This is a genomic window from Streptomyces sp. JL2001 (assembly GCF_050917515.1).
Classification (GTDB): domain Bacteria; phylum Actinomycetota; class Actinomycetes; order Streptomycetales; family Streptomycetaceae; genus Streptomyces.
The window spans coordinates 5,827,514-5,842,902 of record NZ_CP169421.1 but is presented as its reverse complement, the minus strand read 5'-3'; the positions used below and the strand labels follow the sequence as shown (position 1 = coordinate 5,842,902).

Below are 15,389 nucleotides of genomic sequence, written 5' to 3'. Positions count from 1 at the left end.
GGCTCACGCCAGGCCGGTGCCGGTGAGGTGGGTGAAGGCCGCGGTGATGCGGGGGCGGTCGTATCCGGCCTCGCCGGCCGCTCCGCTGGAGAGCAGGGTGTGCAGCAGGAGGCGGGCCTTGACGGGGTCGAGGGGTCCGGCGGGGATGAGGCCGCGGTGCAGGACGTCGTGCTCGGAGCCGGGTCCCCGGTAGGTGTGGGACAGGGTGGTGCCGGCGCCGGTGCGGGAGGCGAGGACGACCGGGATGCGGCGCGCGAGCTCTTCGAGGGGTTCGACCAGCCAGGTCGGGACGTGGCCGGCGCCGAAGGCGGCGACGACGAGGCCGTCGTAGCGGGAGTCGACGGCGTCGAGGAGTTCGCCGCGGTCGCCGAGGGAGAGGGTGAGCAGGGCGACGCGGATCCTGGGGTCGAGCCGCAGGGAGCAGACCGTCGAGGGGGTGGCCGGGCGGAGCAGGATCCGCGCCTCGCCTTCGACGACCGAGCCGATCGGGCCGGCGCCGGGCGAGGCGAAGGTGGCCACGGCGGTGGTGTGGGTCTTGCGGACGTGGCGGGCGGCGTGGATCTCGTCGGCGAGGACGACGAGGACGCCGAGGTCGCGGCAGGCCGGGTCGGTGGCGACCGCGACGGCGGCGGCGAGGTTGGCGGGGCCGTCGGCGCCGGGCAGGTCGGGGCGCCGCATGGCGCCGGTGACGACGACCGGCTCGGTGGTCGGGCAGAGCAGGTCGAGGAGGAAGGCGGTCTCCTCCAGGGTGTCGGTGCCCTGGACGACGACGACGCCGGAGCCGGCCGCGACCGTCGCGCGGACCTCGTCGGCGAGGGCGGCGACGTCCTCCAGGGACAGCGAGGAGCTGGGCAGCCGGCGGAAGTCGCGGAGCTCCGCCTCGGTGCCGACGGCACCGAGCCCGGCGAGGACCTCGGCGCCGGTCAGGCGCGCCGCGTCCCCGCCCCGGGCGGAGATCGTCCCTCCCAGGGTGAAGACCGTGACGCGGCCCATCAGCGTGCTCCGTCCGCAATCGTCTCGTGGTGCCGGATGACCTCCGCGATGATGAAGTTCAGCAGCTTCTCCGCGAACGCCGGGTCCAGTTTCGCGCTCTCGGCCAGTTCCCGCAGCCGGGCGATCTGGCGGGACTCGCGTGCGGGGTCGGCGGGCGGGAGATGGTGCTTGGCCTTGAGGACGCCGACCTGCTGGGTGCATTTGAAGCGTTCGGCGAGCATGTGGACGACCGCCGCGTCGATGTTGTCGATGCTTTCGCGCAGCCGGGACAGTTCCTCTTGTACGGACTCGTCGATGTCGCTCATGAGCAGCGAGCTTAGACGGAGCGCCCGACGATCGTCGGAGGGTGTTCGGGATCCGGAACGCGGTCGCTCCAGCCGCCGGGTACGGCACGTCCTTGCTGGTCGCGGAAGCGGACGGGTGCGGTGCCGACGCGGCGCGTGAACAGCCGGGAGAAGTAGGCCGGGTCGTCGTAGCCGACGCGGCGGGCGACCGCGGCGACGGGCAGTTCGGTCGCGGCGAGGAGTTCCTTGGCGCGTCCGAGGCGGATGGAGAGGAGGTAGTCCTTGGGGCTGCAGCCGGCGGCGCGGCGGACGGCGGTGCGCAGCTCGGCCGGGCTCATGCCGTGCCGGGCGGCGTGCTCGGCGACGGACAGCGGCTGGAAGGCGTCGCGGGCGAGCGCGGACAGGACGGGGTCGCCGTCGGCGTTGGTGTCGGCGCGGGCGCGGCGCAGGGCGACGAGGAGTTCGTGGACGGCGGCGCCGGTCTCGACCTCCAGGAGGGGGTTGCCGCGGCGGGCGGCGCGGGCGATGCGGCCGATGGCGGCGCGGGGGCCGGCGGCGTCGGAGAGCGGGACGACGGGCCGGTCGGGCTCGATGTAGCCGAGTTCGGTGTAGGTGGCGGTGGCGGGGCCGCCGAAGTCGACGAAGCTCTCGTCCCAGCCGGTGGCGGGGTCGGCGGCGTAGTGGTGGGGCACGCCGGGGGTGAGCCAGATGAGGGCGGGGGCGGTGACGGTGGTGCGCCGGCCGTCCGGGCCGAGGTACCAGCCGCTGCCGGCGTTGATGACGACGGCCACGTGGTGGTCGAGGGTGCGCGGCCCGACGGTGGGCAGGGTGCCGTGCTGGAGTCCGACGCCGAGGCAGACCAGGCCGAGGCGGTGGTGGACGGGGCTGGGCGTGAAGTAGCGCATCCAGGTGTGGTACATCGTCGGCACGCGCCCTTCCGGTCGTCTCCTTACGTCCAAACAGCGACGATCTTTGTCCATGGACCGGTCCGCCGCCAGAGGGCGAGGGTGAGCGCATGAGCACGTTCGCTGTGGGTGACGAGGACTTCCTCCTGGACGGGCGGCCGGTGCGGCTGCTGTCGGGGGCGCTGCACTACTTCCGGGTGCACGAGGAGCAGTGGGAGCACCGTCTGGGGATGCTGCGGGCGATGGGGCTCAACTGTGTGGAGACCTACGTCCCGTGGAACCTGTACGAGCCGGAGCCGGGGCGGTACGGGGACGTGGCCGCGCTGGGCCGGTTCCTGGACGCGGTGGGGCGGGCCGGGATGTGGGCGATCGTGCGGCCGGGTCCGTACATCTGCGCCGAGTGGGAGAACGGGGGGCTGCCGCACTGGCTGACGGGTCCGCTGGGGCGGCGGGTGCGGACGGACGACGACGCGTTCCTGGCTCCGGTGGACCGCTGGTTCCGTGTACTGCTGCCGCAGGTCGTGGCGCGGCAGGTCGACCGGGGCGGGCCGGTGGTCATGGTGCAGCTGGAGAACGAGTACGGCAGCTACGGCTCGGACCTGGGCTATCTGCGGCGGATCAAGGAGCTGCTGCGGGACTGCGGGGTGGGGGTGCCGCTGTTCACCTCGGACGGGCCGGAGGACCACATGCTGACGGGCGGGTCGGTGCCGGGGGTGCTCGCGACGGCGAACTTCGGGTCGGGGGCGCGGGAGGCGTTCGAGGTGCTGCGGCGGCACCGGCCTGCCGGTCCTCTGATGTGCATGGAGTTCTGGTGCGGCTGGTTCGACCACTGGGGCACGGAGCACGCGGTGCGGGACGCGGCGGACGCGGCGGGGACGCTGCGGGAGATCCTGGAGTGCGGGGCGTCGGTGAACCTGTACATGGCGCACGGCGGGACGAACTTCGCCGGCTGGGCGGGGGCGAACCGGGCCGGTGACCTGCACGAGGGCGAGTTGCGGCCGACGGTGACCTCGTACGACTACGACGCGCCGGTGGACGAGGCGGGGCTGCCGACGGAGAAGTTCTGGCGTTTCCGTGAGGTGCTGGGCGCGTTCGCGGAGGGGCCGCTGCCGGAGGTGCCGGAGCCGCCGCGACGGATCGCCGGGCCGGCGGCCGCGGAGCCGGTGGCGTGGGCGCCGCTCGGGGAGGTCCTGGAGGTCCTCGGGGACGCGGAGTCGGTCGCGCCGGTGCCGCCGACGTTCGAGGAGCTGGGGGTGGACCGGGGGCTGGTGCGCTACCGGCTGGAGATCCCCGGGCCGCGGCGGCCGTATCCGCTGTCGGTGTCGGGGCTGCGCGACCGTGCGGTGGTGTACGTGGACGGGGTGCGGGCGGGGGTGCTGGCGTCGGAGGACGCGGTGCTGCCGGAGCCGGTGGCGGGGCCCGCGGTGGTGGAGCTGTGGGTGGAGTCGCTGGGCCGGGTCAACTACGGCCCGCGGCAGGCCGAGGCGAAGGGGATCACGGGCGGTGTCCGGCACGAGCGGCAGTACGTGCACGGGGTACGGGCCCGGGGTCTGCGGCTGGCCGCCTTCGGGACGGAGGCGGTGCGGAGGCTGCCGCTGCGGCCGACGGGTGGGGCGGAGGCGGCGGGGCCGGGGCTGTACCGCGCGGTGGTGACGGTCCCGGAGCCCGGGGACGCGGCCCTGTCGCTGCCGGGGTGGACCCGCGGCTTCGTCTGGGTCAACGGCTTCTGCCTGGGCCGGTACTGGGCGGCCGGGCCGCAGGAGTCCCTGTTCGTGCCGGGTCCGGTGCTGCGCGAGGGCGGGAACGAGGTGTGGGTCCTGGAGCTGGAGGGCGGGGCGGGCGCCGGGGTCGAGCTGGCGTAGGACGACCCGGGGCGGTCCGTGGACGGGGGCGGGGCCCCGGCCCCGTCCACGGACCGGTGGATCGGTGGATCGGTGGATCGGTGAATCGGCGGATCAGTGGTTCAGGAGGCAGGGGTCACAGGGTGGCCGCGGCCGACTTGATGGCGGCGGCGAACGTCGAGACCTCGGTGTAGACGCCCGGGTAGCCGGGCCGTGCGCAGCCCTCGCCCCAGCTCACGATGCCGACCTGGATCCAGGCGCCGGCGTTGTCCTTGCGGAACATCGGGCCGCCCGAGTCGCCCTGGCAGGTGTCGACGCCGCCTTCGTTGAACCCGGCGCAGATCTCCTCACCGGGCACCAGGCTGGAGCCGTAGGCCGCCTGGCAGGCGGAGTCGGAGACGAACGGCACGGTCGCCTTGCGGAGGTAGCGCTGCTGGGCGCCGCCCTCGCGCGTGGCGCCCCAGCCGGCGACGGTGAACGTGCCGCTGTTGTACGCGGTGGTGTCCGCGATCTTGAGCGTGGGCAGCGAGTTGATCGGCGAGGCCAGCTTGATCAGGGCCCAGTCCTTGCCGGTGCCGTTGTAGCCCGGGGCCTGGAGGACCTTGGTCGAGCGGACCTTGATGGCGCTGCCGCTCTGGAGGTCGACGACGCCGGCGGTGGCGGTGATGCTGGTGTTGTTGCCGGAGCCGTTCACGCAGTGGGCGGCGGTGAGGACGATCTGCGGGGTCAGCAGCGAGCCGCCGCAGCCCATGGAGAGCCTGACCATCCAGGGGAACTCGCCCTGGGCCGCCCGGGTGCCGCCCACGACGGGCGTGGGCGCGGCGGAGGCGGTGGAGGGCTGGAGGCTGACGGCGGCGAGGACGACGGCGCCGGCGGCGGCGATTCTCTGAAGGGCGCGGACGAACCTGTTCTTCTTCAAGTGTCTGCCTTTCATGGGGGGTTGAGCCTCGATGGCATGTATCCGTCAAGGCTTGGTCCGGATTATGGACAGGGCTCACAGGGGGTCACAAGACAGGGTTTTCGGCCAGGGCACAGCGCCCGGACGCGGTCGTACAGTGGAGGGAAGGGGGTTCCGGCGTGCCGAACGGAAGTGCAGGAGACGCGGTCGTCCACGGGTTCCCGCACCTCGACACGGTCCGGGCCTCGCTCACCGCGCTGTACCGGAGACTGTCCGCCGACGGCGTACGGCGGTACGACACGAGCGTGCGCGCGACCGACGTGGCCTTCACCGACGAGGACGAACTCCACCTCGGCGCCCTGCGGGTGGCCGGGGCGCTCGTCCGGCACCTGCGGCTGCCGCAGGCCCGGATGATCGTGAGCTTCCGGGCGATGACCCACGCGGCGAGCGTGGAGCTGGCCGCGGGACCCGAGTACTTCATCGAACTGAACGACCGCTTCCGTCGGCATCGCAGGGACGTGGGGGCGGCGCTGGCCCACGAGATCACCCATGTACTGCTCCACCGTCTCGACCTCGGGTTCCCGGACACCGGGGACAACGAGATCCTCACGGATGTGGTGACCGCCTATCTGGGGGCGGGCTGGCTGTTGCTCGACGCCTACCGGGAGGACGCCGTGTCGAGCCAGAAACTCGGGTACCTGACACCCGAGGAGTTCGGATACGTGCTGGCCAAGCGGGCGGAGGTGTTCGGGGAGGACCCGTCTCCGTGGTTCACCAGCCCCCAGGCCTACGACGCCTGGGTGCGGGGCCGGGCGGAGGCGGCACGCGACGGGCTGCGGCCACCGCTGGCCGGCGCGGGCTGGGCGGCCCGGCACCGGTACACGAAGGACCGCCGGCAGGGGCGCGCGGCGGCCGGCGCGCCGTACGCCTTCGAGGGGGCGGGCCCGTCCCTGCGGGTCTCCTTCCCCTGCCCGGTATGCCACCAGCGCCTGCGGGTGCCGGCGGCGGCCCGGCGGCTGAAGGCGCGCTGCGGGGTGTGCGAGTCGGTCCTGGAGTGCGAGGGCTGAACACGTCCCGGGGGTCGTGCCCGGAGTGCGGGGGCCGAAGACGTCGCGGCCGTGGCGCCGGCCGGGTCCCGCCGGGTGCGAACCGACAAGTGATTTGCGCCGGTTGCGGTCGCCGGGCGATGGTCGACGGATGAGCACGTTGTTCGAGGACATTCTGGGCGGGGACAACGACGCCGTCGTCCGCGCCCTGCGGGCCGGCGAGTCCCCCGAGGCGACCGACGAGGGCGAGACCGCGCTGTACCGGGCCGCCGTCGCGAACGAGGCCGGAATCGTCCGGGTGCTGCTGGCCGCCGGCGCCGACCCCGGGCGGGGCAGCGGCGAGGAGGCGGGCGACCTGCCGCTGTGCGGAGCCGCGTGCGGCGGGCACGGCGAGGTGGTCCGGGCCCTGCTCGGGGCGGGGGCGAGGCCGGACCAGGAGGAGTCCTACGGCTTCACGGCGATGGACTGGGCGGTGCGGCTGGGCCACGCCGAGACCGTCCGGATCCTGCTCGAACACGGCGCGGACCCGCAGCGCCCCGGCCCCGACGGCCTGGTGCCCCTCGTCGCGGCGGCCCGGCGCGGCTCGACCCCGAGCGTGCGGGCGCTCCTGGAGTTCGGTGCCGGACCGCTTCCCGACGCGCTGGCCGAGGCCCGCCGGTGGGTCGGCGTGGACATCGCGGCGGAGCTGCGGCGCGGGCTGCTCGACGGGTCCGAGGGCGGCGGGACGTACGAGTGCGTCGTCCGCCGGGTCCCCGAGGACGGCGGAGTGACCGTCGTCGTCGAACTGCTGCGGGAGGACGGCGCCCCCGGTCGCGGGAACGAGCGGCAGACCGGTCATGCGGCGATCGTCACCCTGCTGGAGGGCGAACTCGGCGTGCGCACCCCGCACGAGGAGCTCGCGGGGCGGGCCCTGCGCTGCGGGGACCGCGACCAGGACGACTGGAGGGAGGCGGTCGCGGCCCTCGCCCGGTACGCCGACGAGGAGACCTTCCGTACCGCCGCGGCCTGGTGCGCGAGCGACGAACCCCTGCGGCGGGCGCTCGGCGCGCAGGTCCTGGGGGGTGTCCTGTCGACCGGGCCGGACCGGCGGGCGGCGCACGGGCCGGGGCGGCCGGGTCCGGGGAGGCGCTCCCCGGGCGTCGGCGGGGACCTCACGGCCGAGGGCGTCGCGGTCCTGCGGCGCCTGGCGGCCGACACCCGGCGGGACGGAGTGGCGACGGACCGGGATCCGGGCCGCCCGGGCGCGGACCGGGAGCCCGCGCTCGCCGTGGTCACCGCGCTCGGGGCCGTGGGCGACGCGTCGGCGCTGCCCGAACTGCTGCCGTTCGCCTCGCACCCCGACGCCGAGGTGCGGCGGGCCCTCGGGTGCGCGCTCACCGGGCTCGTGCCGGCCGGTCGCCCGCAGGCCGTCGACGTCCTGGTGCGGCTGAGCCGGGACCACGACGCGGGGGTGCGGGACTGGGCGACGCTGGCCCTCGCCGAGCTTCCCGAGGACACCCCCCTGCTTCGCGAGGCACTCGCCGCCCGCCTGAGGGACACCGATCCGGACACCGTCGCCGAGGCGGCCCGCGGCCTGGCGATGCGTCAGGATCCGCGCGCCACCGAGGTGCTGGCGTCGATCCTGGCGGACGGGGACCCGGAGGGATCGGCCCGCGACACGGCCCTGGCGGCGTTGGAGCACATCGGGAACGAGCGGGTCAGGACGCGCCTGGAGTGGACGAGTCCACGCTGCCGCTGAGCTGCGCCAGGCCGGCTTCGGCGGTGTCGGTCATCCCGTGCATGACGGCTTCGGGCAGCGCCGGGTTCGCCGCCGCCCAGGGCGCCGTGGTGTGGTCGCGCAGGAGCCGGACCAGCACCCGTGCGGGCAGCGCGGGATGACGGGCCGCCGCGCACCGGACCGCCTCGGACCCGTCGTCCAGCAGCCGGACCGCCGAGGCCGGCGACAGCCGGGGGTCCTCGGCGGCCCGGCAGCGCACCTCGGCGGCCTCGTCCCGGCCCATCCTGCCGGAGCGCGCGGGACGGGCGGGCCGGGGACGACACCCCGACCCACCCCCGACCGGACCCGACCCGCCCCGGGCCCGGCCCGTGCGGCCGGTGGTCAGCCGGAGACGGACCGCGCCGGCAGCCGCAGGCTCAGGAGCGCCGCCGCCCCGTAGGCGGCGATCACCCACGGCATGGCCGCGTCGAGCGAGAGGTCCGCGAAGAAGGCCGTGCCGACGACCGCGGCGCCCAGGGCCCCGCCGAACTGCTGGGCCGTGGAGAAGACGCCCGAGGCCCCGCCCGCCAGCTCGTCCGGGACCGCGGACAGGACGATGTTGACGAGCGGCACCACCAGGAGACCGAGTCCGGCGCCTGCGACGACCAGCCCGGGGACCAGCGGCCAGGCGCCGGTGTGCACGGGGGCGGCCCGGTCCATCGCGTGCCAGACCCAGGCGTAGCCGGCCGCCATCAGCACCGCGCCCGCCGCCGGGACCAGGCGGCCGAGCCTGACGGCGAGCGGGTCGGCCGCCGGCGCGGTGAGGAAGCCGCCGGCCGAGAAGGCGACCATGAGGACGCCCGCCTGCAGGGGCGCGTAACCCTGGCCGCCCTGCAGCCAGAGGGCGAAGACCAGGAAGAAGCCCTGCATCCCGAGGGCGAAGAGCAGTTGCACGGCGAGGCCGTAGGAGAAGGCCGGGACACGGAAGGTCCGCCCCGGCAGGACCGAGCCGCGGACGCCGAGGCCGGCCACCGCGAGGACGCCGCCGCCGAGCAGCACCCAGCCCCAGGCGGGCCAGCCGTTGCCCCGGCCCTGGACGAGCGGCAGCACGATGGCGACGAGGCCGGCCGCCAGGACGAGGCTGCCGAGCACGGGCGGGCGGGCCGCCGCGTGCTCCCGGGTGGCGGGGACGAGGACGACGGCGGCCGCCAGGGTCAGCACGGCGAGCGGCACGTTGACCAGGAAGACGCTGCGCCAGCCGAGCCCGAAGAGGTCCGCGTCGGTGAGCACGCCGCCGAGCAGCAGCCCGGTCGCCGAGGCGAAGCCGGCCACCGCCCCGTACATCCCGAAGACCTTGCCCCGGTCCTTGCCCTGGAAGAGGCTGTGGAAGGAGCCGAGGACCTGGGGCATCAGCACGGCCGCCGTCACGCCCTGCACGGCACGGGCCGCGATCAGCTGCCCCGGCGTCTGGGCGATGCCGCAGGCGAGGCTCGCGAGGCCGAAGCCGGCCGTCCCGACGAGGAAGAGCGTCTTGCGGCCGTACCGGTCGCCGAGGCGCCCGGCGACGATCAGAGTGGCCGCGAAGCCCAGCAGGTATGCCGAGACGATCCACTGCAGGGCGCTCTCCGAGGCGCCCAGCCCGTGCCCGATGGAGGGCAGGGCGACGTTGACGATGGTGACGTCGACGAGGTCCATCAGGGCGGCGACCATCATCACGACGGCGGCGGCCCAGCGGCGTGGGTGGACGGCGGTGGGCGAGGCCCCGCCGGTGCTGGTGAGGGTGGTGGTCATGCCGGCTCCCTTTTTATTTCGTTCGGCCTAACGAAATAAAAACTGGCACGAGGGCGGCCGTGAGCGCAAGTCTTTCGTTCGATCGAACTAAATATTTTGCTAGGCTGCCCCCATGAGCACGAGCGAGCGGCCGGCGCGGGACGAGGGGTCGCGGCGCGCCGAGGTGATCGCCGCCCTCACCGCCGCCGGCCGTGACTCCAGCGCCGCCTCGGTGGCCTTCCACACGGCGGTCGCGGCCCGGCAGGACCTGGGGGCGACCGAGACCAAGACGCTCGACCTGCTGGAACGCCACGGCGCCCTCACGGCCAAGGAGCTCGCCGAGCACTCCGGGCTCGCGCCGGCCTCCGTGACCGGCCTCGTCGACCGCCTGGAGCGCAAGGGGTTCGTACGCCGGGTGAAGCACCCGACCGACAAGCGCCGGGTGCTCGTCGAGCCCCGCCCCGAGAAGCTGGCCGAGATCGCCCCGCTCTTCGACGACTGGGCGCGTGAAGTGCACGAGCTCTACGAGGAGTTCAGCACCGAGGAGCTGCTCGTGATCACCCGCTTCCTCACCGGCTCGACCACCCGCCAGCGCAACGCGACCCGACGCCTGACCAGCTAGGTCCTGTCCGGGCGGGGGCCCGGGAGGTGCGCCCCGCCCCGTGGCGCCCGGCCGGATCCGCCGGCCCGTCAGGTCCCACCGCGCCGCGCCCCGCCCCGTCAGGCCCCGTACACCGGCCGCGGCTCCTCCGCGTCCGCCAGCAGCTTCCGCGCGGCCCCGCCCGCCTCGGCCGGGGTCCAGCGCGCCCCCTTGTCCGCCGTCGGGCCGGGCCGCCAGCCCTCCATGACGGTGATGCGGCCGCCCTCGGCCTCGAAGACGCGGCCGGTCACGCCCTCCGACGCCGCCGAGCCGAGCCACACCACCAGCGGCGAGACGTCCTCCGGGAGACCCTCCAGACCGGCGAAGGTCCCCTCGGTCATGCGGGTCCTGGCGGCCGGGGCGATCGCGTTGACCTGGACCCCGTAGCGCGCCGTCTCCGCCGCCGCGACCAGCGTCAGGCCCACGATCCCCGCTTTCGCCGCCGCGTAGTTGCCCTGTCCCACGCTGCCCAGCAGCCCCGCGCCCGAGGTGGTGTTCACGACCCGCGCCGCCACCGGGCGCCCCGCCTTGGCCTCGGCCCGCCAGTGCGCCGCCGCATGTCGCAGGGGCAGGAAGTGGCCCTTCACGTGCACCCGCATGACGGCGTCCCAGTCGTCCTCCCCGAGGTTGACGAGCATCCGGTCGCGCAGGAAGCCCGCGTTGTTGACCAGGGTGTCGAGCCGCCCGTACGTGTCGAGCGCGGCGGCCACCAGGGACGCGGCGCCGTCCTCCGTGGCGACGTCGCCGCCGTGCGCGACGGCCGCACCGCCCGCCTCCCGGATCTCCCGCACGACCTGCCGCGCCGGGGACTCCGCCGAGGCGGCCCCGTCGAGCCCGACGCCCAGGTCGTTGACCACGACCCGGGCGCCCTCGGCGGCGAAGGCCAGCGCGTGGGCCCGGCCCAGCCCCCGTCCACCGCCCGTCACGATCACGACCCGGCCCTCGCACAGTCCCGTCGGGGTCATCTCAGCTCTCCTTGTCGGCATTCGCGGCATCGAGGAAGGCGGGGCGCTCCCCGCCCCCGTGCACCAGGAGCGAGGCCCCCGTGACGTATCCGGCACGCTCGGAGGCGAGGAACACCGCCGCCTCCCCCGCCTCCTCGGGTTCGGCGAGCCGGCCGAGCGGGACGGTCCGGCCGACGGCCGCGATCCCGTCCGCGTCCCCGTAGTGGAGGTGGGACAGCTCGGTGCGGACCATGCCGAGGACGAGGGTGTTCACCCGGACGTGCGGGGCCCACTCCACGGCCATCGACCGGGCCAGGTTCTCCAGACCGGCCTTCGCCGCGCCGTAGGCGGCCGTGCCCGGCGAGGGCCGGGTGCCGCTGACGCTGCCGATCATGACGACCGAGCCGCGCGCCGCGCGCAGCGACTCGTACGCGGCGAGGGTGACGGTGAGCGGCACGGTCAGGTTCAGCGCGACGACCCGCGCGTGCCGTTCCGCGTCACCCTCGCCGAGCAGCCGGTACGGCGTCCCGCCCGCGTTGTTGACGAGGACGTCGAGCCGCCCGCGCGCCCGCGCGACGTCCGCGAAGAACGCCTCGACGGCCGCGGGGTCGCGCAGGTCGAGGGGGACGAACACGGCTGTCCGGCCCGCCTCTTCCAGCGGCGCGTCCGGCGGCCGGCGGGCACAGACAATCACGTGCGCGCCGGCGCGCAGAAAGGCCCGGGTGATGCCCGCGCCCACGCCCCGCGTGCCGCCGGTGACGACGGCGACCCTCCCGTCCAGCTCCATCGGCTGCTACCTTCCTCACCAAGCAGTCGCCTAACAAACGTTTGGTGGAAAGGTAGCTGATCCGTCCATGGGTGTCTCCACCTCACGCCCGGACAAGGGCGTCGCCCTCGTCACCGTCGACTTCCCACCCGTCAACGCCCTGCCCGTACAAGGCTGGTACGACCTCGCCGACGCGGTCCGCGCGGCCGGCCGGGACCAGGAGGTCCACTGCGTCGTCCTGGCCGCCGAGGGCCGCGGCTTCAACGCGGGCGTCGACATCAAGGAGATGCAGCGCGAGCACGGCACCGGGCACCGGGCCCTCATCGGCGCCAACCACGGATGCGCGGAGGCCTTCTCCGCGGTGTACACGTGCGAGGTGCCGGTGGTGGCGGCCGTCGCCGGCTTCTGCCTGGGCGGCGGAATCGGCCTCGTGGGCAACGCCGACGTGATCGTCGCGTCGGAGGACGCCGCCTTCGGACTGCCCGAACTGGACCGCGGCGCGCTCGGCGCCGCCACCCATCTCGCCCGGCTCGTCCCGCAGCACCTGATGCGGGCCCTGTACTACACCTCCCGGACCGTCACCGCCGACGAACTGCACGCCCACGGCTCGGTCTGGAAGGTCGTCCCGCGCGCCGGACTGCACGACGCCGCGCTCGCCGTGGCCCGGGAGATCGCCGCCAAGGACGGCTCGCTGATCCGGCTCGCCAAGGCCGCCATCAACGGCATCGACCCCGTGGACGTGCACCGCAGCTACCGCTTCGAGCAGGGCTTCACCTTCGAGGCCAACCTCAGCGGCGTCGCCGACCGCGTCCGAGACGGTTTCGGCAGGAAGGGCTCCTCGTGACCGCACACCCGCACGACAGGACGATGACCCCCGACGAGGTCGCCGGCCGCCTCCGCAGCGGCATGACGATCGGCATCGGCGGCTGGGGGTCGCGCCGCAAGCCGATGGCGCTGGTCCGCGCGCTGCTCCGGTCCGAGGTCACCGATCTCACCGTGATCTCCTACGGCGGCCCCGACGTCGGCCTGCTCGCCGCGGCCGGCCGGATCCGACGACTCGTCGCCGCCTTCGCCACCCTCGACTCCATCCCGCTCGAACCCCATTTCCGCGCCGCCCGCGAGCGTGGCGCCTTCGAACTGACGGAGCTCGACGAGGCCATGTTCATGTGGGGGCTGCACGCCGCCGCCAACCGGCTGCCGTTCCTGCCGGTCCGGGCCGGTCTCGGCTCGGACGTGATGCGGGTCAACCCCGGGCTGCGGACGATCCGCTCCCCCTACGAGGACGGCGAGGAACTGGTCGCCGTGCCCGCGCTGCGGATGGACGCCGCCCTCGTCCACCTCAACCGCGCCGACCGGACCGGCAACGGCCAGTACCTCGGCCCCGACCCCTACTTCGACGACCTGTTCTGCGAGGCCGCCGACACCGCGTACGTCTCCTGCGAACGGCTCGTCGACACCACCGTCCTCGGCACGGCACCCCCGCAGACCCTGCTCGTCGGACGGCACAGCGTCACCGGGGTCGTCGAAGCGCCGAACGGCGCCCACTTCACCTCCTGCGCGCCCGACTACGAGCGGGACGAGGCCTTCCAGCGGCTGTACGCGACCACGCCCTGGGCCGAGTTCGCGCAGCGCTTCCTGTCCGGCAAGAGCGAGGACGACTACCAGCAGGCCGTACGCACCTGGCACGAGGAGCAGAGTTGAGCACCCACGCGCCCCAGCCCCCACCCACCCGCACACCTCACCCCCCACCCACCCGCACACCTCAACCCCCACCCACCCGCACACCTCAACCCCCACCCACCCGCGCCGAGTACTGCGTCGTCGCCTGCGCCGAGGTTTGGCGCGACGCCGGCGAGGTGCTCGCCGCCGCGATGGCCCCGGTCTCCTCGTTCGGCGCGCGGCTCGCCCGCCGCACCTTCGCGCCCGAGCTGCTGCTGACCGACGGCGAGGCGATGCTGGTCGGCGTCGACGGGGAGGTCGAGGGCTGGCTGCCGTACCGGCGGCACCTGACGATGGTCACCGGCGGCAGACGGCACGTGATGATGGGCGCCAGCCAGATCGACCGGTACGGCAACCAGAACATCTCCTGCGTCGGCGACTGGTCCCGGCCCACCCGCCAGCTCCTCGGCGTCCGCGGAGCCCCCGTCAACACGCTGAACAACCCAGTGAGTTACTGGATCCCCCGGCATTCGCCCCGGGTCTTCGTCGAGCGCGTGGACATGGTCAGCGGGGTCGGCTACGACCGGGCCGCCGCGGCCGGGGTCACCCGCTTCCACCGGATCCCCCGGGTCGTGTCCGACCTCGGCGTCTTCGACTTCGAGACCCCCGACCGCTCGATGCGGCTGGCCTCCCGGCACCCGGGCGTGACCGTGGCGCAGGTCCGGGAGGCCACCGGCTTCGCACTGCCGGCCGGTGACGACGTCCCGTACACCCGTGAGCCGACCGCCGAGGAACTCCGGCTGATCCGGGAGGTCATCGACCCGCGGGGGCTGCGCGACCGCGAGGTGCCGGCCCGGTGACCGCCTCCTTCGACACCGCGCTCACGAGGCTCACCGGCGTCCGGTACCCGATCGTGCAGACCGGCATGGGCTGGGTCGCCGGACCCCGGCTGGTCACCGCCTCCGCGGAGGCCGGCGCGCTCGGCATCCTCGCCTCGGCGACGATGAGCACGGAGCAGCTCCGCTCGGCGGTCCGCGAGGTGCGGTCCCGTACGGACCGGCCGTTCGGGGTGAACCTGCGCGCCGACGCGGGCGACGCCCGCGAACGGGTGCGGATCATCGTCGACGAGGGGGTGCGGGTCGCCTCGTTCGCCCTGGCGCCCTCGCGGGACCTGATCGCGGAGCTGAAGGACGCGGGAGTGGTCGTGATCCCCTCGATCGGGGCCCGGCGGCACGCCGAGAAGGTGGCTGCCTGGGGCGCGGACGCGGTGATCGTGCAGGGCGGCGAGGGCGGCGGGCACACCGGCGAGGTGGCGACGACCGTGCTGCTGCCGCAGGTGGTGGACGCGGTCGACATCCCGGTCGTCGCGGCCGGCGGCTTCCACGACGGCCGCGGCCTGGTCGCCGCGCTCGCGTACGGGGCCGCAGGGATCGCCATGGGGACCCGCTTCCTCCTCACCTCCGACTCGACCGTGCCCGACGCGGTGAAGGCGCGGTACCTGGCGGCGTCGGTCAAGGACGTCACGGTCACCACGGCCGTCGACGGGCTGCCGCACCGGATGCTGCGTACGGAGATGGTCGCCGCCCTGGAACGGGCGGGCCGGGTCAGGGCGCTGGCGCAGACCGTGCGCCGCGCGGCCGGGTTCCGGAAGCTGTCGGGCCTGTCGTGGCCGCGGATGGTCCGCGACGGGCTCGCGATGCGTCACGGCAGGGACCTGTCCTGGAGCCAGGTCCTGCTCGCCGCGAACACCCCCGTGCTCCTGCGGGCTTCCATGGTCGAGGGACGCACCGACCTCGGCGTCATGGCCTCCGGACAGGTCGCCGGGCTGATCGAGGACCTCCCGAGCTGCGAGGTACTCGTGCAGCGGATCCTGTCCGAGGCCACTCAAGCGCTCCACGCCCTGCCCTCACCAGGGTGAACCCTCGCTCCCCCAGGGGAGTCCGGCCA

The 15,389-nt window shown here is 74.6% G+C and carries 16 protein-coding genes; 8 read left to right on the top strand and 8 right to left on the bottom strand.

From position 1 onward, the window contains the following. Positions 1 to 3: 3 nt before the first annotated feature. The 3 genes from ACE1OA_RS26070 to ACE1OA_RS26060 are packed head-to-tail and all read right to left on the bottom strand — an operon-like array spanning position 4 to position 2,197. Positions 4 to 993 (bottom strand): asparaginase, encoded by a 990-nt coding sequence (locus ACE1OA_RS26070; protein ID WP_384873595.1) that lies wholly within the window; start codon positions 991 to 993, stop codon positions 4 to 6. Further along, complete coding sequence (locus ACE1OA_RS26065) at positions 993 to 1,298, bottom strand: chorismate mutase (protein ID WP_356603414.1); 306 nt, start codon at positions 1,296 to 1,298, stop codon at positions 993 to 995. Before ACE1OA_RS26065 ends, ACE1OA_RS26070 begins: the two co-directional genes overlap by 1 nt. A gap of 11 nt (positions 1,299 to 1,309) precedes the next feature. Continuing rightward, the gene (locus tag ACE1OA_RS26060) at positions 1,310 to 2,197 is read right to left on the bottom strand and encodes a helix-turn-helix transcriptional regulator (protein WP_356603464.1); all 888 of its coding nucleotides are present in this window, start codon (positions 2,195 to 2,197) and stop codon (positions 1,310 to 1,312) included. A 95-nt stretch (positions 2,198 to 2,292) separates the two neighbouring features. Here ACE1OA_RS26060 and ACE1OA_RS26055 point away from each other — a divergent pair, with 95 nt between their 5' ends. Further along, positions 2,293 to 4,044, top strand: coding sequence for a glycoside hydrolase family 35 protein (locus ACE1OA_RS26055; protein WP_432753470.1), 1,752 nt, complete (start codon positions 2,293 to 2,295; stop codon positions 4,042 to 4,044). A 115-nt stretch (positions 4,045 to 4,159) separates the two neighbouring features. On the opposite strand, the gene ACE1OA_RS26050 is transcribed toward ACE1OA_RS26055, so the two are convergent. Continuing rightward, positions 4,160 to 4,957 (bottom strand): S1 family peptidase, encoded by a 798-nt coding sequence (locus ACE1OA_RS26050; protein ID WP_147977526.1) that lies wholly within the window; start codon positions 4,955 to 4,957, stop codon positions 4,160 to 4,162. A 143-nt stretch (positions 4,958 to 5,100) separates the two neighbouring features. Between ACE1OA_RS26050 and ACE1OA_RS26045 the strand changes: the two genes are divergently transcribed. Together ACE1OA_RS26045 and ACE1OA_RS26040 are read left to right on the top strand one after the other, a co-directional pair. Then, the gene (locus tag ACE1OA_RS26045; RefSeq protein WP_384873599.1) at positions 5,101 to 5,988 is read left to right on the top strand and encodes a hypothetical protein; all 888 of its coding nucleotides are present in this window, start codon (positions 5,101 to 5,103) and stop codon (positions 5,986 to 5,988) included. Positions 5,989 to 6,118: 130 nt separating this feature from the next. Continuing rightward, the gene (locus ACE1OA_RS26040) at positions 6,119 to 7,705 is read left to right on the top strand and encodes an ankyrin repeat domain-containing protein (protein ID WP_432753469.1); all 1,587 of its coding nucleotides are present in this window, start codon (positions 6,119 to 6,121) and stop codon (positions 7,703 to 7,705) included. On the opposite strand, the gene ACE1OA_RS26035 is transcribed toward ACE1OA_RS26040, so the two are convergent. Then, a complete protein-coding gene (locus tag ACE1OA_RS26035; RefSeq protein ID WP_356603424.1) occupies positions 7,665 to 7,967 on the bottom strand; it encodes a hypothetical protein in 303 nt (100 codons plus the stop codon). The two genes, ACE1OA_RS26040 and ACE1OA_RS26035, sit on opposite strands and share 41 nt — an antisense overlap. Before the next feature lie 98 nt (positions 7,968 to 8,065). Beyond that, positions 8,066 to 9,454, bottom strand: a complete 1,389-nt coding sequence (locus ACE1OA_RS26030; RefSeq protein WP_432753468.1) for an MFS transporter — start codon at positions 9,452 to 9,454, stop codon at positions 8,066 to 8,068. 112 nt (positions 9,455 to 9,566) lie between these two features. Between ACE1OA_RS26030 and ACE1OA_RS26025 the strand changes: the two genes are divergently transcribed. Further along, positions 9,567 to 10,055: a MarR family transcriptional regulator gene (locus ACE1OA_RS26025; protein ID WP_384873610.1), complete on the top strand. Its 489-nt coding sequence runs from the start codon at positions 9,567 to 9,569 to the stop codon at positions 10,053 to 10,055. 98 nt (positions 10,056 to 10,153) lie between these two features. Here ACE1OA_RS26025 and ACE1OA_RS26020 read toward each other — a convergent pair whose 3' ends face one another. Both ACE1OA_RS26020 and ACE1OA_RS26015 read right to left on the bottom strand, forming a co-directional pair. Beyond that, positions 10,154 to 11,038, bottom strand: coding sequence for an SDR family oxidoreductase (locus ACE1OA_RS26020; protein WP_356778745.1), 885 nt, complete (start codon positions 11,036 to 11,038; stop codon positions 10,154 to 10,156). Position 11,039: 1 nt separating this feature from the next. Further along, positions 11,040 to 11,804, bottom strand: a complete 765-nt coding sequence (locus ACE1OA_RS26015; protein WP_384873616.1) for an SDR family oxidoreductase — start codon at positions 11,802 to 11,804, stop codon at positions 11,040 to 11,042. 67 nt (positions 11,805 to 11,871) lie between these two features. Between ACE1OA_RS26015 and ACE1OA_RS26010 the strand changes: the two genes are divergently transcribed. The 4 genes from ACE1OA_RS26010 to ACE1OA_RS25995 are packed head-to-tail and all read left to right on the top strand — an operon-like array spanning position 11,872 to position 15,360. Then, entirely contained in the window at positions 11,872 to 12,627 is a 756-nt protein-coding gene (locus ACE1OA_RS26010; protein ID WP_356778744.1) for an enoyl-CoA hydratase family protein, read from the top strand. Between the two features lie 23 nt (positions 12,628 to 12,650). Then, a complete protein-coding gene (locus ACE1OA_RS26005; RefSeq protein WP_356603466.1) occupies positions 12,651 to 13,484 on the top strand; it encodes a CoA transferase subunit A in 834 nt (277 codons plus the stop codon). After that, positions 13,481 to 14,302 (top strand): CoA-transferase subunit beta, encoded by an 822-nt coding sequence (locus ACE1OA_RS26000; protein WP_432753467.1) that lies wholly within the window; start codon positions 13,481 to 13,483, stop codon positions 14,300 to 14,302. The genes ACE1OA_RS26005 and ACE1OA_RS26000 overlap by 4 nt, the downstream gene beginning before the upstream one ends. Beyond that, the gene (locus ACE1OA_RS25995; RefSeq protein WP_432753466.1) at positions 14,299 to 15,360 is read left to right on the top strand and encodes an NAD(P)H-dependent flavin oxidoreductase; all 1,062 of its coding nucleotides are present in this window, start codon (positions 14,299 to 14,301) and stop codon (positions 15,358 to 15,360) included. Before ACE1OA_RS26000 ends, ACE1OA_RS25995 begins: the two co-directional genes overlap by 4 nt. Positions 15,361 to 15,389 lie beyond the last annotated feature (29 nt).